A 23,365-nucleotide genomic window follows, 5' to 3' on the forward strand; every position below is an offset into this window, starting at 1 on the left:
GACGCCGACCGATGATGACGACTGACCTGTCCGCCCTGGATTTCCCGACGCTGCTGGCCGCGCTGATGCGGCCGTCCTCGCTGGTCGAGCTGGCGGTGCTGGTGGTGGTGCTGGTCGCCAGCGGGCTGCTGGTGTGGCTGCTGCGCGGCATGCGTGACCGTGGCCGCGCCGGGCAAGGCGATTCGATCCCCTCGATCTGGTTCGGCACGCATCTGGTCGACGGCGTGCTGTTCCCGCTGCTGGCGCTGGCGCTGGCCTATGTGGCGCGCCGGGTGCTGCTCGAGCTGGGCCAGCCGCTGGCAGTGTTCCGGCTGGCGATTCCGGTGCTGATGTCGCTGGCGGTGATCCGGCTGAGCGTGCGGGTGCTCAGCGCGGCCTTTCCCGCCTCGGCCGTGATGCGCGCGGTCGAGCGCACGATTTCCTGGGTCGCCTGGCTGGGCATGGTGCTGTGGGTGACCGGGGTGCTGCCGGTGCTGCTCGACGAGCTCGACGAGATTCGCTGGAAGGTCGGCGCCAACACGCTGAGCCTGCGCAACATCATCGAGGGCGGCCTGTCGGCCGGCTTCGTGATGGTGGTGGTGCTGTGGATCTCGGCGGCGCTGGAGGCGCGGCTGCTGGCTGGCGCCAGCGGCGCGCAGCTGTCGCTGCGCAAGGTGGCGGCCAACGCGCTGCGTGCGATCCTGCTCTTCGTCGGCCTGCTGATGGCGCTGTCGGCGGTGGGCATCGACCTGACGGCGCTGTCGGTGCTGGGCGGCGCGCTGGGCGTGGGCATCGGCCTGGGCCTGCAGAAGCTGGCGGCCAACTATGTCAGCGGCTTCGTCATCCTGGCCGAGCGCTCGCTGCGCATCGGCGACATCGTCAACGTCGGCGGCTTCGAGGGCGCGATCACCGACATCACCACCCGCTACACCGTGATCCGTGCGCCCTCGGGGCGCGAGTCGATCGTGCCCAACGAGACGCTGACCACCACTGCGGTGCAGAACCTGTCGCTGGCCGACCGCCGGGTGCTGCTGAGCACGGTGCTCGTCGTCGGTCACGACACCGACGTGCTGCGCCTGCGCGAGCAACTGGTCGAGGCGGTGGTGGCGGTGCCGCGGGTGCTGGCCGATCCCGGGCCGGCTGCCCAGCTCAGCCGGCTCGGCAACGACGGCCTGGAAATCTCGGTGCACTTCTGGATCGACGATCCGGAGAACGGCCAGGGCAATGTGCGCTCGGAGGTCAATCTGGCGATCCTGGGGCTGCTTCGGCGCGAGGGCATCGGCCTGTCGTCGGGGCCCCAGGTGCTCCGGCTCGAGGCGCCAGCCGTGCCGCTGCCGGTCAAGGCGCCCGCAGCGGAATCCGCACGCTGAAGCGGCTGCCCTCGCCGGGGCAGGTCTCCACCAGCAGCCGCCCGCCCAGCACCTGGGTGCAGAAATGGTGGCACAGGTGCAGGCCGATGCCGGTGCCGCCGCGTCCGCGCCGGGTGGTGAAGAAGGGGTCGAAGATGCGTGGCAGCACCAGCGGGTCGATGCCGCAGCCGTCGTCGATCACCTCGATCTCCAGCTCGTCCCGGCGATCGCCGTCGCCATCGTCGTTGGCGTCGGCCGGATCGACCCGGCACAGCACCCGGATGCTGCCCTGCATCAGCCCGGGCGGCGGCGGGTCGAAGGCATGCATCAGCGCATTGCCGATCAGGTTCTCGATCACCTGCCCGAGCGGGCCGGGATAGCTGTCGAGCACCAGCCCGGCGCCCGAGGCGATGTGCAGCGACACCGGCACCGGCCGGGGCGGCGCCTCGCTGCCCAGGCGCGGCACCAGCAGCCGGCGCACATCCTGCAGCACCTCGTCGAGCTCGAAGCGGCGTCGCTCCACCGCGCCGCGGTCCACCGCGAGCTGCTTGAAGAGCCGGATCACCTGGCTGGCGCGCTCCAGGCTGTGCTCGACGATGTCCAGCCCGGCGCGCTGGCGCTCCAGCAGCCGTGCGACCGGCGCTGGCAGCGCGGCGGCGCCGAGCTCGCGCTCGGCCTCGCCGAGCCGGCGCACCAGCGTCGAGGCGGTCATGCGCGCGCTGCCCAGCGGGGTGTTGAGCTCATGCGCGACGCCGGCCACCAGCAGGCCGAGCGAGGCGAGCTTTTCCGCCTGCACCAGCTCGTCCTGCAGCTGGCGCAGCCGGCGCAGCGCATCGTCGGCGCCGGCCTTGGCCTCGGCCAGCGCGCGGTGGTTGGTCTGCAGGTCGGCCAGCAGCCGCTCGCGTTCGACCTCGGTGCGGCGCTGGCGGCGCACCAGCAGCACCGCCAGGCCGAAGGCGGCGGTGCAGGCCAGCAGGCATTGCCAGGCGCTGGCCAGGCGCAGCGGCTCGACGCTGTCGCGCGGCACATGCGCGAGGAAGAACCAGGGCTGCAGCGCCAGCCGGCCCGGTCCGGGCTCGGCGGGCAGGAAGTCCTGGAAATGCCACATGCCCGCATCCAGCTCGCGCCGGCCGCGGCCCTGCTCCTGCATCACGCGCCAGAGTTCCGGGTCACGCACCGCCAGCGGCTGCGGCTCGGCGATGCTGACGGCGCGGCCCTCGCTGTCGTACAGGCGCAGCGGGTCGAGGGCCGGCTGCTGGAGTCGGGCCAGCCGCGCCATCATCGCCTGCAGGTCATGCTGGATGACCACCATGCCGCGCAGTCGCCCGCCCGCGTCATAGACCGGCGAGGCCGCCCGCAGCGTGTGGCGCCCGCCCTCGCGCCCGAGCGGACTGAAGCGTGCCTCGGCTGGCAGCAGGTCGGCGAAATGTGTCAGCCAGGGCATCTGCGCCGGGCGGCGCAGCGTGCCCGAGGTGGCCAGCAGCGCCACGCCGTCGAGATGCTCGGTGCGCACCCGCTCCTGGCCGTTCTCGTCGATCCAGGAGATTTCCGCGTGGCGCGGCGAGGCGCGTGCATGCGCCAGCAGCGCGCTGGCCATCGCCGAGGTGTCGGCGCTGGCCGCGGCCACGCCGATGGCCGGCATCTGGCCCAGCACCAGCGCCGAGCGCGACAGGTCGGCCAGTTCGGAGCCGGTCAGCGCGATGCCCTGCTCGAGCAGGGTGCGGGCCTGCGCACGCAGCGGCGACAGCCGCAGGTCGAGCAGCCGCAGGTAGCTGAGTGCGCCGATCAGGCCGATCAGCAGCAGCCAGGGCAGCAGCCGCAGCACCAGGATGCGGCCTTCGCTGGCGCGGGGGCGTCTGTCGAGCGCCATCCGGCACTCACTGCGGCAGCGACAGCGGCTGCGGCAGATGGCCCTGGGTGCGCAGCCAGCCGGGCAGGTCGCACATCGGCATCGGCCGGCCGATCAGCATGCCCTGCGCGGCCTGGCAGCCGCTGCGGGTGAGCCAGCGCCGCTGCGCGTCGGTCTCGACACCCTCGGCCAGCGACTTCAGCCCGAGCTGGCGCGACAGCGACACGATCATGCCCGGCAGCGTCTCCTCGTCCGGGCGCTGGCCGATCTCGCCGAGAAAGGCGCGGTCGATCTTGATCCAGTCGAGGTCGAAGCCGCGCAGCCGCGCCAGCGACGAGAAACCGGTGCCGAAGTCGTCCAGCGCGATCTCGAAGCCGAGCTGGCGCAGCCGGTCGAGCTGCAGCGTGGCGCCGTCGGCGTCGACCATGACCGCGCTCTCGGTCACCTCCAGCTCGATCGCCTCGGGCGGCACGCCGGCGGCGCTGCAGCGCGCGGCGATGTCCTGCGCCAGCGCCGGATCGGCCAGCTGCAGCGCCGACAGGTTGACCGCGATGCGCAGATGGCCCAGGCCGAGCGAGTCCAGCAGCCGCCAGGCCTGGCAGGACTGCTCCAGCACCTGGTTGAACAGCGCCGAGATGTGGCCCGAGGCCTCGGCCAGCGCGATGAAGGTCAGCGGCGGGATCTCGCGCCCGCGCCGGTCGGTCCAGCGCGCCAGCGCCTCGAAGCCCTTGAGCGAGCCGTCCTGCAGCCAGACCTGGGGCTGCAGCGCGATGCGGATCTCGCCGGCGCGCAGCGCCTCGTGCAGCGCCTGGCCGAGGCGGTAGTTGTCGCGCGCCTGCGTCTCCATGCCGGGGCGGTAGCAGACCTGCTGGCCCCAGCCGTGGCGCTTGGCGTCGTTGAGCAGGTAGCGCGCGGTCGCCAGCGTCTCCTCGGGCGGGCCGCTCACCAGCGAGAGGTCGACCTGCGCGCCGGTCAGGTGCAGCACCGCCGAGAAGTGGCCGTCGCTGACGGTGATGCCCTCGGTGCGGTCGCGGTACATCTGCGCGACCATCTGCCCGGCCGGGCCGAGCAGCGCGAAGGTGTCGTTGTCCACCCGCGCCACCATCACGTCCGGGCCAGCCTCCTCGCGCAGCCGCTCGGCCAGCGCCTGCAGCAGCCGGTTGGCGGTCTCGAAGCCGAGCATCAGGTTCAGGTTCGAGAACTGGTCGACATCCTCGAACTGCAGCACCATCGACGACAGGCGCTCTCCGGCCGCATGCATGCGCCGCAGCAGGCCGTTGCGGTTGGGCAGGCCGGTGAGCTCGTCCTGGTAGGCCAGGCGGTCGAGCTGGGCGATCAGGTCGAGGCGGCGCATCTGCGCGCCGACATTGGTGGCGAGCAGGCGCACCATCTCGCGCTCGGCCTCGTCGGGGGGCTGCGGGCGCGGCACCCACAGCGCGAACAGCGTCTGCTGCGCGCTGTCGGTGGCGCCGGGCCGCACCGAGTGCAGCAGCGGGCCGGGGTGCAGCGGCAGCAGCAGATCGTGCAGCTCGCTGTCGTCCGGCGCGCTGGCGGGGGCCGGTGCGCCCAGCGCGTGCTCGATGCGTGCGGCCAGCCGCGGCGTGGTGCCGGTGTCGGTGCCGCCTGCGGCCAGCGTCAGTCCCTGCAGCGGCGCCTGTGCGCCGGCCGCGCCGATCACCAGCGGCCCGGTGGTGTGCGGCGGCCACATCGCCACCAGCCCCGCCGGCTCGGTCTCGAGCAGCGCTGCCACATCGTCGAGCAGCTGGCGCGCCAGGCCGGTCAGGTCCTGGCCCCGGCTGGCGCGGTCGACCGCCTGCAGCAGCCGCTCGAAGCGCCGCCGGCCCTGCTGCTCGCGCAGGATCGACTGGTGGCTGCGCAGGTTGGCGTTGAGCAGCGCCTCGAGCCGCTCGCTGCCCAGCTCGGTCTTGTGCCAGTACTCGTCGACATCGAGGTCGCGCATCACGTCGTGCATCGGTGCCATCCCGGGCTGACCGGTCAGCAGCACGATGCGGATGTCCTGGCGGTCGAGCTCGCCGCGCAGCTGGCGCACCAGCCGCAGGCCGGCGTCGTCATGCTCCATCACCACGTCGAGCAGGATCACGCCGATGTCCGGATGGCGCGCCAGCTGCTCGAGCGCCTCGGCGCTGCTGCCCGCCAGCAGCAGCTCGACGTCCTGCCCCTGGAAGCGGTAGCCGTCGAGCGCGAAGGCGACCGAGCGGCGGAAGACCGGGTCGTCGTCGACGGCCAGGATCCGGGGGTGAGGGGTTCCGGCGAGGGAGGGCGAGGGCGGCAGGATCAAGAACGGCTCCGGGCGGCGGGCCGGCGTCCGGAGCGGGAATGCCCGGCCCGCCGGGGCCGCGTGCAGTCTGGCGCAGTGTGCGATTGTTGGCAATTCCTCAAGCCGGAACCGGCAAGGCCGATATGGCAACGAACTGTTTTTGCCGGTCACGGCTTGTCGATCATGGCTTCTGCGCTTCCTCCGTCGCGTGCCTGTGCTTGCGCTTGTGGGTCGGGTGCGGCATCGCGCCGCCAGGCCGGGTTGACGCTGGTCGAGCTGATGCTGGTCATCGCGCTGCTGGGCGTGCTGCTGGCGCTGGCGCTGCCGATGTGGAAGAGCCACCGCGACCGCGCGCTGCAGCGCCAGGCCGCCCAGGAGCTGGGCGCGATGTCCGCGGTGCTGGCCCAGTACCGGCTCGACAACCAGGGCTCGCCGGCTTCGCTGGCCGCCGTCGGCATGGCCGGCCGGCTCGATCCCTGGAAACGTCCCTACGTCTATTACAACCTGGAGACCGGTACGCCCAGCGAGGCGCGCAAGAACCGCTCGCTGACGCCGGTCAACAGCGACTTCGACCTCTACAGCCTCGGTCCTGACGGCCAGAGCGAGCGGGCGCTGACCGCTGCGGCCTCTCAGGACGATGTGGTGCGGGCCAACAATGGCCGCTTCATCGGCGTGGCCTCGGGCTTCACCGACTGAAGGAGCAGGGCCGGCCTGTGACTGATCCGTCGTCGTCGCTTGCCGCGCCGCGCCGTCCGCGCTGGCGGCTGCCGCTGCTGGGCAGCCCGCTGGCGCGGCGCATCCTGCTGCTCTTCCTGATCGCGGCCACCGTGCCGCTGCTGCTGCTGGGCGCGGGCAGCAGCCGGATGCTGGAGCTGCTCGAGCGCCAGGCCGGCCAGCGCGAGCAGGAGCTGCTGCTGCGGGGTGTGGCGCTGCAGGTGCGCGAGCGCCTGCTGGTGGCGCGCGACCAGATGCGCAGCTGGCCGGTGCCGGCGGGCGAGGCGGCCGCGCTGCCGGCGCTGCCCGGGCTGGGCCGACAGTTCGTGCGGGTGCTGCACCTGGACGGCCGCGGCGCGCGCCTCGCCGGCGACGAGCTGCTGCGCGAGATGGCCGCGCCGCTGCCCGCGATCGTGCCGGACCGCGCGCAGCTGCTGGTGCGCGAGCGCAACGGCCGCACCGTGCTGATGATCCTGCTGCCGGCCGAGCCGGCCGGGCTGTGGCTGGCCGAGCTGTCGCCGGCCCATCTGTGGCAGCCGCTGCTCGATGCGGGCCTGGATGGTGCCGCCTGGTGCGTGCAGGACGGCCAGGGCCTGATGCTGCACTGCCCGGCGGTGCCGCAGACAGGCGCACAGGCCTCCGCGCAGGCCGCACGCCTGCATGCGCGCTGGCCGCTGTTCCTGGAGGGCGATTTCCAGCTGGCGTCGGTCGGCGACTGGATCTTCGATCTGAGCGCGCCGGTCGAGCCGGTGCTGCTGGCCGGGCAGTCGATCCGGCGCCTGGTGGCGGGCACGCTGGTGGGCACGCTGCTGCTGGTGGTGCTGCTGAGCATCGGCATGATCCGGCGCACGCTGGGTCCGCTGCAGCAGCTGCGCCGCGGCGTGCGCCAGGTGGCGCAGCTCGAGGCCGGCGCCCGGGTCGAGGTGGGGGGCAGCGACGAGTTCGCCGAGCTCGGCCGGGCCTTCAACCGCATGGCCGAGCGCATCGCCGACCAGTTCGTGTCGCTGGAGCTGCTGGCCTCGGTGGACCGCGACATCGTCGGCCGGCAGCCGGTGGACGAGCTCTTCCGGCGCATGCTGGTCGAGGCGATCGGCCGGCTCGACGCCCGCACGATGGCGCTGGCGCGCATCGAGCCCGGCCGCATGCCGCGGCTGCTGCTGCAGTGGAACGACCGCCAGCATCTGCACAAGATCCGCCGCAGCGTGCGGGTGCTGACGCCGCCGGAGCACCAGATGCTACTGGCGCTGCAGGACGACGGCGCCTGGCCGCAGGCCTGTGCCTGGAGCCAGGCGCTGGGCGATGATCTGCAGGCCTTTCCGCTGCGCTGGCAGTCGCGCACGCTCGGGGTGATGCTGCTGGCCTGGCCGCGCGAGCCCGGCGCGCTGGCACGGCGCCGCGCCACCGATCTGCGCGACCGGCTGGCGGTGGCGCTGGCGGCCGAGCTGCGCGAGCGCGAGCTGACCTGGCAGGCCGGGCATGACGACCTGACCGGCCTGCTCAACCGCAACGGCCTGCACCAGCTGCTCGACGCCCGCCTGGGCGACCCGGAGGCGCCCGCGCCGGTCGAGCTGGCGCTGCTCTTCATCGATCTGGATCATTTCAAGTCGGTCAACGACAGCCTGGGCCACGGCCTGGGCGACGAGCTGCTGCGCCAGGCGGCCGACCGCATCGAGGCCTGCGTGCCGGCGCGCTCGCCGGTGGCGCGCCCGGGCGGCGACGAGTTCGTGGTCGTGCTCGAGGTGGCGGATGCGGCCGCCGCGGCCGAGGTGGCCACGGCGATCTGCCGGCGCATGGCGCTGCCCTTCCAGGTGGGGGGGCGCGAGCATTTCCTGGGCGCGAGCATCGGCATCGCATTGGCGCCGCTGCACGGGCGCAGCCGCTCGGTGCTGATGCGCCATGCCGACATGGCGATGTACAGCGCCAAGGAGGGCGGCCGGGGCCGTCACGCGATGTTCGAGGAGCCGCTGGACGCGCGGCTGCACGAGCGTGGCGCGCTGCTGGCCGATCTGCGCCAGGCGGTGGCCCGGCGCGAGCTGCTGCTGCACTATCAGCCGCGGGTGGCCGCGGCCGACAGTCGCATCCGCTCGGCCGAGGCGCTGGTGCGCTGGCAGCATCCCGGCCGCGGCCTGGTCCCGCCGGGCGTCTTCATTCCGCTGGCCGAGGAGTCCGACCTGATCGAGTCCATCGGCAGCTGGGTGCTCGACGAGGCCTGCCGCCAGCTGGCGCTCTGGCGGCGCCAGGGCCGGGTGCTGGAGCGGCTGTCGGTCAATGTCTCGCCGCGCCAGCTGCAGTCGGGCCGGCTGGTCGAGGAGGTGGAGGCGGCGCTGCTGCGCCACGGCGTGCCGTGGCGCCAGCTCGAGCTGGAGGTCACCGAGAGCCTGCTGGTGGGGGATGCCCGCCAGGCCAGCGCGCAGCTGGCCGAGCTGCGCCAGCGCGGCGTGCTGATCGCGCTGGACGACTTCGGCACCGGCTACTCCTCGCTGGCGACGCTGCGCGACCTGCCGATCGACGTGATGAAGGTCGACCGCGCCTTCGTGCGCGACCTGGGGGCCGATGCCTCGGCGCAGGCGATCACCCGGGCGATCCTGACGCTGGCGCAGTCGCTGGGCAAGCACTCGGTGGCCGAGGGCATCGAGGGCGAGGCGCAGGCCGCCGCGCTGCGCCAGCTCGGCTGCGACGAGCTGCAGGGCTATCTGTTTGGTCGGCCGATGCCGGCAGCCGAGTTCGAGCAGCGGCTGCCGCACGTCTCTGCGGCGGTGGCACCGGTCATGGACTGAACTTTTCGTGGGCGCATCATTCTCAATCCGGCCTCCGCCACGTCTGTCCATCCCTGCTTGTCATGATCGAATCGTTGCGTCGCCTGCTGCCTACGCCCGAGGCCGCCGCCTCCAACCGCTGGTTGCGCTGGCTGGGACCGGCACTCCATCATCCGCGACTGTGGCGAGCCAGTCGCCGTGCGGTGGCGCTGGGGGCTGCGATCGGGGTGTTCTTCGGCTTCCTGATCCCGATCGCGCAGATTCCGGTGTCCGCCGCGGTGGCGGTCATGCTGCGTGCCAATGTGCCCAGCGCGATGGCCAGCACGCTGGTGACCAATCCGATCACCTTTCCACCGGTGTACTACGCGGCCTGGCAGGTCGGCGGCTGGATGCTGTCCGAGCCCGTGCCTGGCGACACGGCCCTGCCCGAGGCCCAGGCCGATGAGACCGCCGCCGCACCCGCCGAGGATCTCGGCTGGTGGGACCGGATCACCGGCGTGGGCAAGCCGCTGCTGCTCGGGCTGACGGTCTTTGCCTGCGGCTTCGGGGCCCTGGTCTATCTGGGCGTCGGCTGGATCTGGCGCTGGCGGGTGCTGTCCCGCCGGCGTCGCCGTCTCAGTGGGTCGAGCGGCAGATGATGTTGCAGATGCGCGCCGGCCTGAGCTGATCGGGGCACCACCGGGGTGGTGCGTTGCGCCGATCAGCCTTCGACGACCGGGATCTTGCCGATCTTGGCCTGCCAGGTCTTCGGGCCGGTGATGTGGGCGCTGGTGCCGCCGGCGTCCACCGCCACCGTCACCGGCATGTCGACCACGTCGAACTCGTAGATCGCTTCCATGCCCAGATCGGCGAAGCCGACCACCTTGGCGCCCTTGATCGCCTTGGACACCAGGTAGGCCGAGCCGCCGACGGCCATCAGGTAGGCGCTCTTGGCGTCCTTGATGGCTTCGATGGCGACCGGGCCGCGCTCGGCCTTGCCCACCATCGCGATCAGGCCGGTCTTCTCCAGCATCATGCGGGTGAACTTGTCCATGCGGGTCGCGGTGGTGGGGCCTGCCGGGCCGACGACCTCGTCACGCACCGGATCGACCGGGCCGACGTAGTAGATGACGCGGTTGGTGAAGTCGACCGGCAGCGCTTCGCCCTTGGCCAGCATGTCCTGGATGCGCTTGTGCGCGGCGTCGCGGCCGGTGAGCATCTTGCCGTTGAGCAGCAGCGTCTGGCCGGGCGTCCAGCTGGCCACTTCGGCCGGGGTCAGGGTGTTCAGGTCCACGCGCTTGGACTTGTTGTAGTCCGGCGCCCAGTTGACGTTCGGCCACAGGTCCAGGCTCGGCGGGTCCATGTAGACCGGGCCAGAGCCGTCCATCACGAAGTGTGCGTGGCGGGTGGCGGCGCAGTTCGGGATCATCGCGATCGGCTTGGAGGCCGCGTGCGTCGGGTAGGTCTTGATCTTGACGTCCAGGACCGTGGTCAGGCCGCCCAGGCCTTGAGCGCCGATGCCCAGCGCGTTGACCTTCTCGTACAGCTCGATGCGCAGCTCTTCGAGCTTGTTCTGCGGGCCGCGCTCGAGCAGCTCGTACATGTCGATGTCGTCCATCAGCGCTTCCTTGGCCAGCAGCGCGGCCTTCTCCGCGGTGCCGCCGACGCCGATGCCCAGCATGCCCGGCGGGCACCAGCCCGCGCCCATCGTCGGCACGGTCTTCAGCACCCAGTCGACGATGTTGTCGCTCGGGTTGAGCATGTAGACCTTGGACTTGTTCTCCGAGCCGCCGCCCTTGGCCGCGACCGTGATGTCGAGCTTGTCGCCCGGCACGACCTCCATGAAGACCACCGCCGGCGTGTTGTCCTTGGTGTTCTTGCGCTCGAAGATCGGGTCGGAGAGGACCGAGGCGCGCAGCTTGTTGTCGGGGTTGTTGTAGCCGCGGCGCACGCCCTCGTCGATGGCGTCCTGGATCGAGCCGGTGAAGCCTTGCCACTTCACGTCCATGCCGATCTTCAGAAACACGTTGACGATGCCGGTGTCCTGGCAGATCGGGCGACGGCCCTCGGCGCACATGCGCGAGTTGGTCAGGATCTGCGCGATCGCGTCCTTGGCGGCCGGGCTTTCCTCGCGCTCGTAGGCGCGCGCCAGGTGGGCGATGTAGTCGGCCGGGTGGTAGTAGCTGATGTACTGGAGGGCGGCGGCGACCGATTCGATCAGGTCGTCCTGGCGGATGATGGTCATGGCGGACTGGGGCTTTCTGGGTCGGGGTGACGGGCTGGCATCGACTGGGCCGCGATCCTGCGCCATCCGACTTGCATCAATCTGGCACAGTCGGCGACACGCTCGGGCGTCGCCGGGCGGGGTCCGGTCAGACCGGGGAGTTTACTCAAGCCGATCCGCCGCCCCTTGCACGCGAGCGATTCCGAAAAAGGCGACGGTTCCCGATCTGAAACGCGCCTTTCGGGGGGCTCTTCCCTTCGTGGTTCCAAAAAGTACTCAGGTATGCTGATCCGGCGTGTTCTGGTTCACGGAATGCGCCGGGCCGACGCTCGTTCCTGCTCTTGCTCCGGCAATCCTCTTGTGCGAATGGCATCGACGCGATGCATCTCTCATGACTCCAGGCGAAGACGACAGCTCCCGTTCCCCTGCCGCTGGCGAGACCGCGCCAGCCCCGGTGCCGGCTCCAGCCCCGCCCGGGCGACGCTGGCCCGGGATCCTGGCGCGCTGGGGCACTGCGGCGGTGGTGCTGGCCGGCCTGACGCATGTGGCGATGTGGGAGATGCGCACCTCGACGCTGCAGGCGCGCTTCTTCGCCGACTGGGCGGCGCAGCTCGATCATCAGGTCCGCACCGAGCCGGCCGCCGGCAGCCGCTATCCGCGCACCGGGCCGAGCGACATCCGCATGGGCTACACCCGCATGCCCGAGTTCCTCGACGGCCTGGCCGGGCGCGGCTATGTGCTGACCGCGCAGGCGCAGCAGTCGCCCGCGCTGCAGGACTTCATGGACCGTGGCTTCTTCCCGCCCTATCCCGAGCGGGTGCAGGCCGGCCTGCGGGTGCTGGACTGCCGCGGCGAGCCGCTGTTCCGCTCACGTTTCCCGCTGCACACCTATGCCACCGAGGCGGAGGTGCCGCCGGTGGTGGCGCGCATGCTCGGCTTCATCGAGAACCGCGAGGTGCTCGACGAGAGCGAGCCGCTGCATAACCCGGCCATCGAGTGGACGCGGCTGGGCAAGGCGGTGGTCGACCAGGTCGTCGCGCTCGCCGACGAGGACCATGCCGCCGCCGGCGGCAGCACGCTGGCGACGCAGACCGAGAAGTTCCGCCACTCGCCGGAGGGGCGCACCGCCTCGGCGCATGACAAGTACCTGCAGATGGTCTCGGCCTCGGTGCGGGCCTACCGCGACGGCGAGAACACGGTGGCGGCGCGCCGGCGCATCCTGCTCGACTACCTCAACAGCCTGCCGCTGGGCGCGCAGCGCGGCTGGGGCGAGGTGCATGGCGTCAACGATGGCCTGCAGGCCTGGTACGGCGCGGATGTCGCGGCCAGCAACCGGCTGCTGGCCCAGCCCTCCGACCAGGCCGAGGGCCTGGCCGAGCGCGGCCTGGCGCTGCGGCGCATGCTCAGCCTGCTGATCGCGCAGCGCCGCCCGGCGCACTTCTTCGGACCGGGCCACGAGCAGCTGATGGCGATGACCGCCAGCTACCTGCGTCTGCTCGCGGCCGAGGGCATCATCGGGCCGGGCTTGCGCGATGCGGCGCTGGCCGCGCCGCTGCAGGTGCAGCCCGCCCATGCCGGCGCGATCCCGAACCTGGAGTTCGGCGAGCGCAATGCCTCCTCGCTGCTGCGGGTGCAGCTGTCGGGGCTGCTGAACACCCCGCGCCTGTACGAGCTCGACCGCTTCGACCTGAGCGCCTCGAGCCCGCTCGACGGCCATCTGCAGCGCGAGATCACCGAGCGGCTCCACAAGCTGCGCGATCCGGCCTTTGCCCGCGAGGCCGGCCTGCTGGGCTTCCAGCTGCTGGAGAAGGGCGATCCGGCCAAGCTGCTCTACAGCTTCACGCTCTACGAGCGGGGCGAGGGCGCCAACTTCGTGCGGGTGCAGACCGACAACCTCGACCAGCCCTTCGACATCAACGGCAGCGCCAAGCTCGAGCTGGGCTCGACCGCCAAGCTGCGCACGCTGGCGACCTATCTGGACATCATCGCCGAGCTGCACCGCCAGTACGCCGGCATGAAGCGCGCGCAGCTCGCCCAGGTCGAGATCGGCGCGAAGGACCGGCTGAGCCGCTGGGCCGTCGACTGGCTGTCGAGCACCGAGGACCGCTCGCTGGCGGCGATGCTCGAGGCGGCGATGCAGCGCCGCTATTCCGCCAGCCCGGGCGAGCGCTTCTTCACCGGCGGCGGCGCGCACAGCTTCTCCAACTTCAATGCCGCCGACAACGGCCGGCTGGCGACGCTGCACGAGTCGCTGCGCGATTCGCTCAATCTGCCCTTCATCCGGCTGATGCGCGACATCGTCTACCACCACATGCACCACGCCTCGAGCGATGCCAGCGACATCCTCGAGGGCGACGACGACAATCCGCGCCGCCAGGAACTGCTCAAGCTCTTCATCAACAAGGAAGGGCGGCAGTTCATGCGCAAGTTCTACCAGCGCCATCACGGCAAGGCGCCGGCCGAGGTGCTCGATCGCCTGGCCGAGAGCGTCAACCGCACCGCGCCGCGGCTGGCGGTGATCTACCGCTCGGTCGAGCCGGAGGGCTCGCAGGCCGACTTCTCCGCCTACATCCGCCGCCATCTGCCGGGCGCGGCGCTGAAGGACGACTACCTCGAGACGCTCTACCAGCGCCACGCGCCGGGCAACTACTCGCTGGCCGACCGCGGCTACCTGGCGCGGCTGCATCCGCTGGAGCTGTGGGTGGCCGCCTATCTGCGCCAGCATCCGCAGGCCGAGCTGGCGCAGGTGCTCGACGCCGGCGCGACCGAGCGCGAGCAGTCCTATGCCTGGCTGATGCGCAGCAAGGCCCGACGGGGCCAGAACAGCCGCATCCTGCAGCTGCTCGAGGCCGAGGCCTTCGCGAAGATCCATGCGCAGTGGAAGAAGGTGGGATTCCCCTTCGACACGCTGGTGCCGTCGTACGCCACCTCGATCGGCAGCTCCGGCGACCGGCCGGCGGCACTGGCCGAGCTGATGGGCATCATCGTCAACGATGGCCTGCGGCTGCCGACCGTGCACATCGACCGGCTGCATTTCGCCGCCGGTTCGCCCTACGAGGCGGCGCTGCGGCGTGCGCCCTCGGCGGGCGAGCAGGTGATGGCGCCGGAGGTGGCCGCCACGCTGCGCCGCGCGCTCGGCCTGGTGGTCAGCGAGGGGACCGCGCGCCGGCTCAAGGGCGTGCTGGATGCCGACGGGCAGGCGCCGCTGCCGATCGGCGGCAAGACCGGCACCGGCGACAACCGGCTCAACACCTACACCCGCGGCGGCGGCCTGGCCGCCTCCCGCGTCACCAGCCGCACCGCGACCTTCGTGTTCTATCTGGGGCCGCGCCATTTCGGCACGCTGACCGCCTTCGTGCTCGGGCCCGAGGCGGGCGGCTACAAGTTCACCAGCGCGCTGCCGACGCAGATCCTGAAGTCGATGGCGCCGCTGCTGCGGCCGGTGCTGGCCGGCCAGGCCGGGGCCAGCTGCCCGGCGGCGCCGTCGGGCACGGCGCTGGCCGTCCGGGCGCCCTGAGCGGGGCGCTGCAGCGCCAGCCGGGGCGCACTGCGTGTCAGTGGCCCGCGCCGCCGTGCGGCGCGGCCGGCACCGGATGCATGATCCGGTCGGCGGTGGCGATCGCGATGGCCGAGAACAGGAAGGCCACATGGATCACCGTCTGCCACAGCAGCACCTTGTCGCTGTAGTTCTCGGCGTTGATGAAGGTCTTGAGCAGATGGATCGAGCTGATGCCGATGATCGCGGTGGCCAGCTTGACCTTCAGCACCGAGGCGTTGACATGGTCGAGCCACTCCGGCTGGTCCGGATGGCCCTCCAGGTTGAGCCGCGACACGAAGGTCTCGTAGCCGCCGACGATCACCATGATCAGCAGGTTGGAGATCATCACCACGTCGATCAGGCCGAGCACCACCAGCATGATGACGGTCTCGTTCAGGCCGGTGACCGGCGCATTGCTTTTGTAGCCGATGCTCTGCACCAGGATGTCGAGCGCATGCTGGTTGCCGAAGGCGGCCTCGATCAGGTGGACCAGCTCCTTCCAGAACTGGAACACGTAGACGCCCTGGGCCAGGATCAGGCCGAGGTAGAGCGGCAGCTGCAGCCAGCGGCTGGCGAAGATCAGGCGCGACAGCGGATTGCTGCCGGAGCGGGAGAGCTCGGAAGGATTCTTGTGGGGCATGAGCGAGCGCGAAGCGACGTGAAGGAAAAGGAACAGGGCGGCGACAGGGCGCGTGACAAATCTGTTGATCAGGGTTTGTCCTGAGGCTGTGTCATGAATGGCCATGACGACCGACAGCATCCAGGGATCGGTGTGTCGCGGTGAATTCAGGGAAAACCAGCGGATTCTAGGCGGGCATGCGTGTCAGGATGAAGCGCATCGCCGTGCGCAGCCTGCGCGCCGGGGTTAACACGGCGGGAACGGGATTTGCAAAGTAAGGGCTTCGTAAGAGCCCCTGCCTACTGTCAGGTCCGGCACTTTTTCACCGCAGGAGACACGCGTGACCCAAGCCGAGAATACCCCCGATACCAAGATCTATCAGCCGTCCGAGGCCTTTGTCGCCAACGCTGCGGTTTCCGGCATGGCGGCCTACGAGGCGCTGTGCGCCAAGGCCGAAGCGGATTACGAAGGTTACTGGGCCGACCTGGCCCGCGAGCTGATCAGCTGGAAGACGCCGTTCACCAAGGCCCTGAACCAGGCCGAGGCGCCGTTCTTCAAGTGGTTCGAGGACGGCACGCTCAACGCCTCCTACAACTGCCTGGACCGCAACGTCGAGCGCGGCCTGGGCGACAAGACCGCCATCATCTTCGAGGCCGACGGCGGCGAGGTCACCAAGGTCACCTACAGCGAGCTGCTGGCCAAGACCTGCCAGATCGCCAACGGCCTGAAGAGCCTGGGCGTCGGCAAGGGCGACCGCGTGGTCATCTACATCGCGATGTCGATCGACGGCGTGGCGGCGATGCAGGCCTGCGCGCGCATCGGCGCGACCCACTCGGTGGTGTTCGGCGGCTTCTCGGCGCAAAGCTTGCGCGACCGCATCGAGGACACCGGCGCCAAGGCGGTCATCACCGCCGACTGCCAGGTGCGCGGCGGCAAGAAGCTGCCGCTGAAGGCGATCGTCGACGAAGCGCTGGCGATGCCGGGCTGCGAGAAGATCGAGAAGGTGCTGGTGGTCAACCGCGCCGACGCCGCCGTCACGATGAAGGACGGCCGCGACGTGTGGATGCACGAGCTGGTCGCCAGCCAGCCCGACACCTGCGAGCCGGAGTGGGTCGATGCCGAGCATCCGCTGTTCCTGCTGTACACCTCGGGCTCGACCGGCAAGCCCAAGGGCGTGCAGCACTGCACCGGCGGCTACCTGCTGCACGCGGCGCTGACCTGCAAGTGGACCTTCGACCTGAAGCAGGACGATGTCTTCTGGTGCACCGCCGACATCGGCTGGGTCACCGGCCACACCTACATCACCTACGGCCCGCTCGCGCTGGGCGGCACCGAGATCGTCTTCGAGGGCGTGCCGACCTATCCGGACGCCGGCCGCTTCTGGAAGATGATCCAGGACCACAAGGTCTCGATCTTCTACACCGCCCCGACCGCGATCCGCTCGCTGATCAAGGCGGCCGAGTCGAACGATGCGGTGCACCCGAAGAGCTACGACCTGTCGTCGCTGCGCCTGCTGGGCTCGGTGGGCGAGCCGATCAACCCGGCCGCCTGGGAGTGGTACTACCAGCACGTCGGCGGCAGCCGCTGCCCGATCGTCGACACCTTCTGGCAGACCGAGACCGGCGGTCACATGATCACCCCGCTGCCGGGCGCCACGCCGATGGTGCCGGGCTCGTGCACGCTGCCTTTCCCGGGCATCCAGTTCGCGGTGGTCGACGAGACCGGCAACGAGCTGCCCTGGGGCAAGGGCGGCATCCTGGTCTGCAAGAAGCCCTGGCCGTCGATGATCCGCACCATCTGGGGCGACCCGGAGCGCTTCAAGAAGTCCTACTACCCCGAGGACTTCAAGGGCCAGCTCTACCTCGCCGGCGACGGCGCGATCCGTGACGCCAAGACCGGCTACTTCACCATCACCGGCCGCATCGACGACGTTCTGAACGTGTCGGGCCACCGCATGGGCACCATGGAGATCGAATCGGCGCTGGTGAGCTGCACCGACCTGGTCGCCGAGGCCGCGGTCGTCGGCCGTCCGGACGAGACCACCGGCGAGGCGGTCTGCGCCTTCGTCGTGCTCAAGCGTCCGCTGCCCTCGGGCGACGAGGCCAAGGCGATCGCCAAGCAGCTGCGCGATCACGTCGGCCGCGAGATCGGCCCGATCGCCAAGCCCAAGGACATCCGCTTCGGCGAGAACCTGCCCAAGACCCGCTCGGGCAAGATCATGCGCCGTCTGCTGCGCTCGCTGGCCAAGGGCGAGGCCATCACGCAGGACACCTCGACGCTGGAGAACCCGGCGATCCTGGGTCAGCTGGGTCAGGCCTACTGATCCCGGACGGCGTCCGCCGGCCTGCGTGATGCGGGCCGGAACGAACAAAGCCCCGCATCGCGGGGCTTTTTTGTTCGGCCTGCGATCAGGCGCGTTTCTTCAGCTTCACTTCTGGCTCAGCACCCAGGCCACCAGCGTCTTGGCTTCGTCCGGGGTGACATTGTTGGCCGGCATCGGGATCTGGCCCCAGGTGCCGACGCCACCCTTGATGACCTTGTCGGCCAGCTTGGCAGCGGCCGTCTTGTCGCCGGCGTACTTGGCGGCGACTTCCTTGTAGGCCGGGCCGACCAGCTTCTTGTCGACCGCATGGCAGGCCATGCAGTTCTTCTTGGCGGCGAGTTCGGCGTTGGCGAAGGCCGGGCTGGTCAGCGTGACGGCGGCCAGGGCGGCGAGGGCGAACAGAGGCTTCATCGGGAGTTCCTGTCTGAGGGTGGGTTGGGGGAAATGACAAGCGAGCGGGAAACCAGGCGTGAAGATGGTCCTGAAATGCAACCGCTTCGTTGGATCCACAACGATTCTAGGAGTCCCGCGGCTGACGCGCCTTGATGCGGCGCCGGAGAATCCAGGCTTCCCAGATGATGCGGGTCAACAGGGCGACACGGCCGGTGCACCGGCATCACATCGGCATTGCACAAGGGGAAATCGAGATGGCACTGATGATTCTCGGCCTGGTCCTGATCGCGCTGAAGGCGCTCGGCCTGGCGCCGGTCGCGGCTTGGGACTGGTGGCTGGTGGTCGCGCCGCTGGCGCTGGCGCCACTCTGGTGGTGGTTCTCCGACGCGAGCGGGCGCACCCGGCGCCTCGAGGAGCAGCGCCACGAAGCGCGCCGGCAGGCACGCCGGCGCTCGACCGTCGCCTCGCTCGGCCGGCGCCACTGAGGAGGCGCTTGCGCAGCCCTGGGGGCGGATGCAAGGCACCGGCAGGTTCCGGCCCTTATCATCCGCGCCATGCTGATCCATCCTCAGTTCGATCCGGTCGCGCTTGCGCTCGGCCCCGTCCAGATCCACTGGTACGGTCTGACCTATCTGGCCGCCTTCGGCCTGTTCTACGGGCTGGCCACGCGCCGCATTCTTCAACCGGTCTACACCGCACGCGGCTGGACCCCGCGCGAGGTCGAGGATCTGCTGTTCTACGGCATCGTCGGCGTCATCCTGGGCGGCCGGCTCGGCTATGTGCTGTTCTACAAGCTGGCGCACTATCTCGCCAACCCGATGGAGGTGTTCGCGGTCTGGAAGGGCGGCATGGCCTTTCATGGCGGCTTGCTGGGCGTGATCGCCGCGATGGCGGTGTTTGCCTGGGTGCGCAAGCGCGGCTTCTTCGAGGTCACCGACCTGGTCGCGACCTGCGTGCCGACCGGGCTGGCCTGCGGCCGGCTGGGCAACTTCATCAACGGCGAGCTCTGGGGCCGCGCGGCTGACGCGTCGCTGCCCTGGGCGATGGTCTTTCCGCAGTCGGGCAGCGAGCTGGCCCGCCATCCCTCGCAGATCTACCAGTTCCTGCTGGAGGGGCTGCTGCTGTTTGTCCTGCTGTGGCTCTATGGCCGCAGCCACGGCGCCCACCACCGCGCCGATGGCACGGTGGTCTGGGGCCGGGTCTCGGGCCTGTTCCTGGTCGGCTACGGGCTGTTCCGCTTCATCGCCGAGTATTTCCGCGAGCCCGACAGCTTCCTGGGCCTGCTGGCGCTGAATCTCAGCATGGGCCAGTGGCTATGCGTGCCGATGATGGTCGCGGGCGCCTTGATCTGGGCCTGGGCCGGGAGGCGCGCATGAGTGCCGCTCCGCTGCGGGTGCTGGGCATCGAGTCTTCCTGCGACGAGACCGGCGTGGCGCTGGTCGAGCTGCCCGAGGGCGTGGCGGGGGCGGCCGCGCCGCGCCTGCTGGCGCATGCGCTGCACAGCCAGATCGACATGCACCAGGCCTATGGCGGCGTGGTGCCGGAGCTGGCCTCGCGCGATCACATCCGCCGCGTCGTGCCGCTGCTGCGCGAGACGCTGGCCGGTGCCGGCCTGGGGCTGGAGGCGGTCGATGTCGTCGCCCACACCCGCGGGCCTGGCCTGGCGGGGGCGCTGCTGGTGGGCACCGGCGCGGCCTGCGCGCTGGCGATGGCGCTGGACCGGCCGGTGCTGGGCGTGCATCACCTGGAAGGGCACCTGCTGTCGCCCTTCCTGTCGGTCGATCCGCCGGAGTTTCCCTTCGTCGCGCTGCTGGTCTCGGGCGGGCACACCCAGCTGATGCGGGTCGATGGCGTCGGCCGCTACGCGCTGCTCGGCGAGACCATCGACGACGCCGCCGGCGAGGCCTTCGACAAGTCGGCCAAGATGCTCGGCCTGGGCTATCCCGGCGGGCCGGCGCTGGCGCGACTGGCCGAGCAGGGCCATCCGCAGGCCTACCGGCTGCCGCGCCCGCTGCTGCGCGGCGACCTGCTGGACTTCTCGTTCGCCGGGCTGAAGACGGCCGTCTGGACCCAGCTGGCGAAGATCGATGCCGGCGAGGACACGGCCGGCGACGGCCACGCGCAGGAGCGCGCCGATCTGGCCGCCTCGACCCAGGCGGCGATCGTCGAGGTGCTGGTGGCCAAGTCGCTGCTGGCGCTGAAGCAGACCGGGCTCAAGCGCCTGGTGGTGGCCGGCGGCGTCGGCGCCAACCGCCAGCTGCGCGCCGACCTGGACGCGCAGTGCCGCCGCCGCGGCGTGCGGGTGCACTATCCCGAGCTGCATCTGTGCACCGACAACGGCGCGATGATCGCGCTGGCCGCGGCGATGCGGCTGCAGTCCGGCCAGGCCGAGGCCCGGCGCCAGTACGACTTCGATGTCCGCCCGCGCTGGGACCTGGCCAGCGTCTGATCAGCGTCTGATTCCCGAGATGAACTTCCGTCTGAATGTCGTCGCGCGCGCCGGGCTGGCCGGCGCGTTGCTGGGCCTGTGCGCCCTGGCGCAGGCCGCCGAGCCGGTGCGGCTGGCGCTGATCGAGGGCCTGTCGGGCCCGTTTGCCAATGCCGGCGAGGCGGTGGCGCGCAATCTGGGCTGGGCGATCGAGCGGGTCAATGCCCGCGGCGGCGTGAAGCTGCCGGGCGGCGCGCGCCCGCTGGAGCTGGTGCGCATGGACAGCAAGGGCTCGACCGAGGAGGCGCTGGCGCTGCTGCGCGCGGCCACCGATCAGGCCGTGCCGGTGGTGATGCAGGGCAACAGCTCGGCGGTGGCCGCCGCGCTGGTCGAAGCGCTCAACCGCCACAATGCCCGCGAGCCGCAGCGCCGCGCGCTGTTTCTCAACTATGCCGCGGTCGATCCGGTGCTGACCAACGAGAAGTGCAGCCCCTGGCATTTCCGCTTCGACGCGCATGCCGACATGCGCCTGTCGGCGCTGGTCGACGTGCTGCAGCAGGACAGCGCGCTGCGCAGCGTCTACCTGATCGGTCAGGACTACAGCTTCGGCCAGCATGTGCTGAAGAAGGGCCGTGAGATGCTGGCCGCGCGCCGGCCTGACATCCGCATCGCCGGCGAGGAGCTGCATCCGGTCGGCCGCATCAAGGACTTCCTGCCCTACGCGACCAAGATCCGCGCCAGCGGCGCGCAGGCGGTGCTGACCGGCAACTGGGGCAACGACCTGACGCTGCTGATCAAGGCCGCGCGCGATGTCGGCTTCGAGGGCAAGTTCTACACCTTCTACGGCAACGCGCTGGGCGTGCCGGCCACGCTGGGCGAGAGCGGGGTGGGGCGGGTGGTCGCGGTGGCGGAGTGGCATCCGAACGTCGGCGACAAGGCCTCCGAGGCGCTGGTGCGCACCTTCCGCCAGCGCTTCCCGAAGCCGCAGGATGACTATCTGCACCTGCGCATGCAGGTGATGGTCGAGATGCTGGCGCAGGCGATCGAGCGCGCGGGCTCGCTGGACGCGACCGCGATCGCGAAGGCGCTGTCGGGCGCACGCTTCGACGGTCGGGGGCTCGGCGGCCTGGGCGCGGGCCAGATGCGCGCGGCCGACCACCAGTTCATCCAGCCGCTCTACGTCAGCACGATGCAGAAGGCCGGCAGCGAGGGCGTGCGCTTCGATGTCGAGGGCAGCGGCTACGGCTTCCGCACCGTGCGCTATCTGGCGCCGGAGCAGACGGCGCAGCCGCATTCGTGCAAGATGGCCCCCATCTGAAACTTCCCGTCGGGAGCCCTGATGCGCGCGCTGATCGCCGACCTTCCTGCCTCGCGCATCCGCGAGGTCGCCGACGCCGGCATGGGCCGCACCGACGTGCTGGCCTTCTGGTTCGGCGAGAGCGACGAGATCACGCCGGTGCCGGTGCGCGATGCCGCCGTCACCTCGATCGAGGCCGGCGAGACCTTCTATTCCCCCAATCTGGGCCTGCCGGAGCTGCGCGCGGCGCTGGCCGCGCAGGTCGCGCGGCTGCATGCGCCGCCGCTGCCGATCGGGCCGGAGCGGGTGGCGGTGACGTCTTCGGGCGTCAGCGCGCTGATGCTGGCGCAGCAGGCGCTGGTCGAGGCGGGCGACGAGGTGGCGGTGGTCGTGCCGGTCTGGCCCAACCTGGCCGCGCAGCCGGCGATCCTGGGCGCACGGGTGCGCCGGGTGAGCCTGCGCCCGAGAGCTGGCGGCGTCTGGGCGCTGGACCTGGACGAGCTGCTCGCCGCCGTCACGCCGGCCACGCGGGTGCTGATCGTCAACGCGCCGAACAACCCGACCGGCTGGACGATGAGCCGCGCCGATCAGCAGGCGCTTCTGGCGCACTGCCGCTGCACCGGCACCTGGATCGTCGCCGACGAGGTCTACGAGCGGCTGTATTACCCGCAGGATCCGCCGCCGGCCGGCTCGGCCGAGGCGGCGCGGCTGTGCGCGCCGAGCTTTCTCGACATCGCCGCGCCTGATGACCGGCTGATCGTCATCCACAGCTTCTCGAAGAGCTTCCTGATGACCGGCTGGCGCCTGGGCAGCCTGATCGCGCCCGAGAGCCTGATGCCGCACATCGCCAAGCTGATCGAGTTCAACACCTCCTGCGCGCCGGTTTTCGTGCAGCGCGCCGGGCTGGCGGCGCTGGCGGCTGCGCCCGAGGCGGTGCCGGCGCTGCAGGCGCGGCTGCGGCTGTGCCGCGACACGCTGGTCGACGCGCTGCAGGCGCTGCCCCGCGTCGAGGTCGCGCGCCCCGACGGCGCGATGTACGCCTTCCTGCGCGTCGAGGGCGAGGCGGACTCGCTGGCGCTGGCGCGCCGCCTGGTGGCCGAGCACGGCCTGGGGCTGGCGCCGGGCTCGGCCTTCGGGCCGGAGGGCGAGGGCTGGCTGAGGTGGTGCTTCGCATCACGCCAGCCACAGCGGTTGCTGGCCGGGGTCGATCGGCTGGCGCGGGCCTTGACGCTATAATGACGGGCTTCGCCGGTTTCACGCTGGCGAGGAACAACACGGCGCAGATCGGTTCCATCCGCGACCGCAAGTGAAACCATCAATCCGGAACCGAAGGAAATCACATGTCCGAAATCAACAAGGCCGAGATCGTCGCCTCCAACGCCCGTGGCGCCGCCGACACCGGTTCTCCTGAAGTCCAGGTCGCGCTGCTGACCGCGCGCATCAACCACCTGACCCCGCACTTCAAGGCCAACAAGAAGGACCACCACGGTCGTCGCGGCCTGCTGCGCATGGTCAGCCGCCGCCGCAAGCTGCTGGACTACCTGAAGGCCAAGGACGCCGACCGCTATGTCGCGCTGATCCAGAAGCTGGGCCTGCGCAAGTAATCTGCGCATGCATGCGAAGAGCCTGTCTGGATCAG

Annotated in this window: 17 protein-coding genes; 12 read left to right on the forward strand and 5 right to left on the reverse strand. The window is 70.7% G+C overall.

Translation table 11 applies throughout. From position 1 onward, the window contains the following. Positions 1-11: 11 nt before the first annotated feature. Positions 12-1,349 (forward strand): mechanosensitive ion channel family protein, encoded by a 1,338-nt coding sequence (locus tag BW996_RS03920; RefSeq protein ID WP_037482766.1) that lies wholly within the window; start codon positions 12-14, stop codon positions 1,347-1,349. Here the strand turns inward: BW996_RS03920 and BW996_RS03925 are convergent. Together BW996_RS03925 and BW996_RS21605 are read right to left on the reverse strand one after the other, a co-directional pair. Next, on the reverse strand, positions 1,318-3,198 hold the full coding sequence (locus BW996_RS03925) for a sensor histidine kinase (RefSeq protein ID WP_051632007.1): 1,881 nt from the start codon (positions 3,196-3,198) through the stop codon (positions 1,318-1,320). The two genes, BW996_RS03920 and BW996_RS03925, sit on opposite strands and share 32 nt — an antisense overlap. 7 nt (positions 3,199-3,205) lie before the next feature. Continuing rightward, positions 3,206-5,476, reverse strand: a complete 2,271-nt coding sequence (locus tag BW996_RS21605; RefSeq protein WP_051632006.1) for a two-component system response regulator — start codon at positions 5,474-5,476, stop codon at positions 3,206-3,208. Between the two features lie 162 nt (positions 5,477-5,638). Here BW996_RS21605 and BW996_RS21610 point away from each other — a divergent pair, with 162 nt between their 5' ends. The 3 genes from BW996_RS21610 to BW996_RS03945 all read left to right on the forward strand — a co-directional run bounded on the left by BW996_RS21610 (position 5,639) and on the right by BW996_RS03945 (position 9,563). After that, the gene (locus BW996_RS21610; protein WP_037482765.1) at positions 5,639-6,151 is read left to right on the forward strand and encodes a prepilin-type N-terminal cleavage/methylation domain-containing protein; all 513 of its coding nucleotides are present in this window, start codon (positions 5,639-5,641) and stop codon (positions 6,149-6,151) included. 17 nt (positions 6,152-6,168) lie between these two features. Beyond that, the gene (locus BW996_RS03940; RefSeq protein WP_051632004.1) at positions 6,169-8,946 is read left to right on the forward strand and encodes a putative bifunctional diguanylate cyclase/phosphodiesterase; all 2,778 of its coding nucleotides are present in this window, start codon (positions 6,169-6,171) and stop codon (positions 8,944-8,946) included. Positions 8,947-9,008: 62 nt separating this feature from the next. Continuing rightward, the gene (locus tag BW996_RS03945) at positions 9,009-9,563 is read left to right on the forward strand and encodes a DUF2062 domain-containing protein (protein ID WP_037482763.1); all 555 of its coding nucleotides are present in this window, start codon (positions 9,009-9,011) and stop codon (positions 9,561-9,563) included. 62 nt (positions 9,564-9,625) lie between these two features. Here the strand turns inward: BW996_RS03945 and BW996_RS03950 are convergent, their stop codons facing one another. Continuing rightward, positions 9,626-11,149, reverse strand: coding sequence for a fumarate hydratase (locus BW996_RS03950; RefSeq protein WP_037482762.1), 1,524 nt, complete (start codon positions 11,147-11,149; stop codon positions 9,626-9,628). 370 nt (positions 11,150-11,519) lie between these two features. Between BW996_RS03950 and BW996_RS03955 the strand changes: the two genes are divergently transcribed. After that, complete coding sequence (locus tag BW996_RS03955) at positions 11,520-14,645, forward strand: transglycosylase domain-containing protein (protein ID WP_081838152.1); 3,126 nt, start codon at positions 11,520-11,522, stop codon at positions 14,643-14,645. A 37-nt stretch (positions 14,646-14,682) separates the two neighbouring features. Here the strand turns inward: BW996_RS03955 and BW996_RS03960 are convergent, their stop codons facing one another. Continuing rightward, positions 14,683-15,306 (reverse strand): TIGR00645 family protein, encoded by a 624-nt coding sequence (locus BW996_RS03960; protein WP_051632010.1) that lies wholly within the window; start codon positions 15,304-15,306, stop codon positions 14,683-14,685. A gap of 352 nt (positions 15,307-15,658) precedes the next feature. On the opposite strand from BW996_RS03960, the gene acs reads away from it, so the two are divergent. Next, positions 15,659-17,608 (forward strand): acetate--CoA ligase, encoded by a 1,950-nt coding sequence (gene acs / locus BW996_RS03965; RefSeq protein WP_241461990.1) that lies wholly within the window; start codon positions 15,659-15,661, stop codon positions 17,606-17,608. A 105-nt stretch (positions 17,609-17,713) separates the two neighbouring features. Here the strand turns inward: acs and BW996_RS03970 are convergent, their stop codons facing one another. Beyond that, a complete protein-coding gene (locus tag BW996_RS03970; protein WP_037482757.1) occupies positions 17,714-18,019 on the reverse strand; it encodes a c-type cytochrome in 306 nt (101 codons plus the stop codon). Between the two features lie 236 nt (positions 18,020-18,255). Here BW996_RS03970 and BW996_RS03975 point away from each other — a divergent pair, with 236 nt between their 5' ends. The 6 genes from BW996_RS03975 (at position 18,256) to rpsO (ending at position 23,330) form a co-directional block, all read left to right on the forward strand. After that, the gene (locus BW996_RS03975) at positions 18,256-18,486 is read left to right on the forward strand and encodes a TIGR04438 family Trp-rich protein (RefSeq protein WP_037482756.1); all 231 of its coding nucleotides are present in this window, start codon (positions 18,256-18,258) and stop codon (positions 18,484-18,486) included. A 69-nt stretch (positions 18,487-18,555) separates the two neighbouring features. Then, a complete protein-coding gene (gene lgt, locus BW996_RS03980; protein ID WP_037482754.1) occupies positions 18,556-19,377 on the forward strand; it encodes a prolipoprotein diacylglyceryl transferase in 822 nt (273 codons plus the stop codon). Next, the gene (tsaD, locus tag BW996_RS03985; RefSeq protein WP_037482792.1) at positions 19,374-20,450 is read left to right on the forward strand and encodes a tRNA (adenosine(37)-N6)-threonylcarbamoyltransferase complex transferase subunit TsaD; all 1,077 of its coding nucleotides are present in this window, start codon (positions 19,374-19,376) and stop codon (positions 20,448-20,450) included. Before lgt ends, tsaD begins: the two co-directional genes overlap by 4 nt. A gap of 19 nt (positions 20,451-20,469) precedes the next feature. Next, positions 20,470-21,747 (forward strand): branched-chain amino acid ABC transporter substrate-binding protein, encoded by a 1,278-nt coding sequence (locus BW996_RS03990; protein ID WP_051632002.1) that lies wholly within the window; start codon positions 20,470-20,472, stop codon positions 21,745-21,747. A 21-nt stretch (positions 21,748-21,768) separates the two neighbouring features. Further along, a complete protein-coding gene (locus tag BW996_RS03995; RefSeq protein ID WP_037482752.1) occupies positions 21,769-22,962 on the forward strand; it encodes a pyridoxal phosphate-dependent aminotransferase in 1,194 nt (397 codons plus the stop codon). Between the two features lie 104 nt (positions 22,963-23,066). Beyond that, positions 23,067-23,330 (forward strand): 30S ribosomal protein S15, encoded by a 264-nt coding sequence (rpsO, locus tag BW996_RS04000; protein WP_037482750.1) that lies wholly within the window; start codon positions 23,067-23,069, stop codon positions 23,328-23,330. Positions 23,331-23,365 lie beyond the last annotated feature (35 nt).

Source organism: Sphaerotilus natans (assembly GCF_900156335.1).
Taxonomy (GTDB): domain Bacteria; phylum Pseudomonadota; class Gammaproteobacteria; order Burkholderiales; family Burkholderiaceae_C; genus Sphaerotilus; species Sphaerotilus natans.

What these genes read in the sequence shown, in the direction of transcription:
- BW996_RS03920 (WP_037482766.1), top strand. Translation starts at nt 12, where the DNA reads ATGATGACGACTGACCTGTCCGCCCTGGATTTCCCGACGCTGCTGGCC.
- BW996_RS03925 (WP_051632007.1), bottom strand. Translation starts at nt 3,198, where the DNA reads ATGGCGCTCGACAGACGCCCCCGCGCCAGCGAAGGCCGCATCCTGGTG.
- BW996_RS21610 (WP_037482765.1), top strand. Translation starts at nt 5,639, where the DNA reads ATGGCTTCTGCGCTTCCTCCGTCGCGTGCCTGTGCTTGCGCTTGTGGG.
- BW996_RS03945 (WP_037482763.1), top strand. Translation starts at nt 9,009, where the DNA reads ATGATCGAATCGTTGCGTCGCCTGCTGCCTACGCCCGAGGCCGCCGCC.
- BW996_RS03950 (WP_037482762.1), bottom strand. Translation starts at nt 11,149, where the DNA reads ATGACCATCATCCGCCAGGACGACCTGATCGAATCGGTCGCCGCCGCC.
- BW996_RS03955 (WP_081838152.1), top strand. Translation starts at nt 11,520, where the DNA reads ATGACTCCAGGCGAAGACGACAGCTCCCGTTCCCCTGCCGCTGGCGAG.
- BW996_RS03960 (WP_051632010.1), bottom strand. Translation starts at nt 15,306, where the DNA reads ATGCCCCACAAGAATCCTTCCGAGCTCTCCCGCTCCGGCAGCAATCCG.
- BW996_RS03970 (WP_037482757.1), bottom strand. Translation starts at nt 18,019, where the DNA reads ATGAAGCCTCTGTTCGCCCTCGCCGCCCTGGCCGCCGTCACGCTGACC.
- BW996_RS03975 (WP_037482756.1), top strand. Translation starts at nt 18,256, where the DNA reads ATGGCACTGATGATTCTCGGCCTGGTCCTGATCGCGCTGAAGGCGCTC.
- lgt (WP_037482754.1), top strand. Translation starts at nt 18,556, where the DNA reads ATGCTGATCCATCCTCAGTTCGATCCGGTCGCGCTTGCGCTCGGCCCC.
- tsaD (WP_037482792.1), top strand. Translation starts at nt 19,374, where the DNA reads ATGAGTGCCGCTCCGCTGCGGGTGCTGGGCATCGAGTCTTCCTGCGAC.
- BW996_RS03990 (WP_051632002.1), top strand. Translation starts at nt 20,470, where the DNA reads ATGAACTTCCGTCTGAATGTCGTCGCGCGCGCCGGGCTGGCCGGCGCG.
- BW996_RS03995 (WP_037482752.1), top strand. Translation starts at nt 21,769, where the DNA reads ATGCGCGCGCTGATCGCCGACCTTCCTGCCTCGCGCATCCGCGAGGTC.
- rpsO (WP_037482750.1), top strand. Translation starts at nt 23,067, where the DNA reads ATGTCCGAAATCAACAAGGCCGAGATCGTCGCCTCCAACGCCCGTGGC.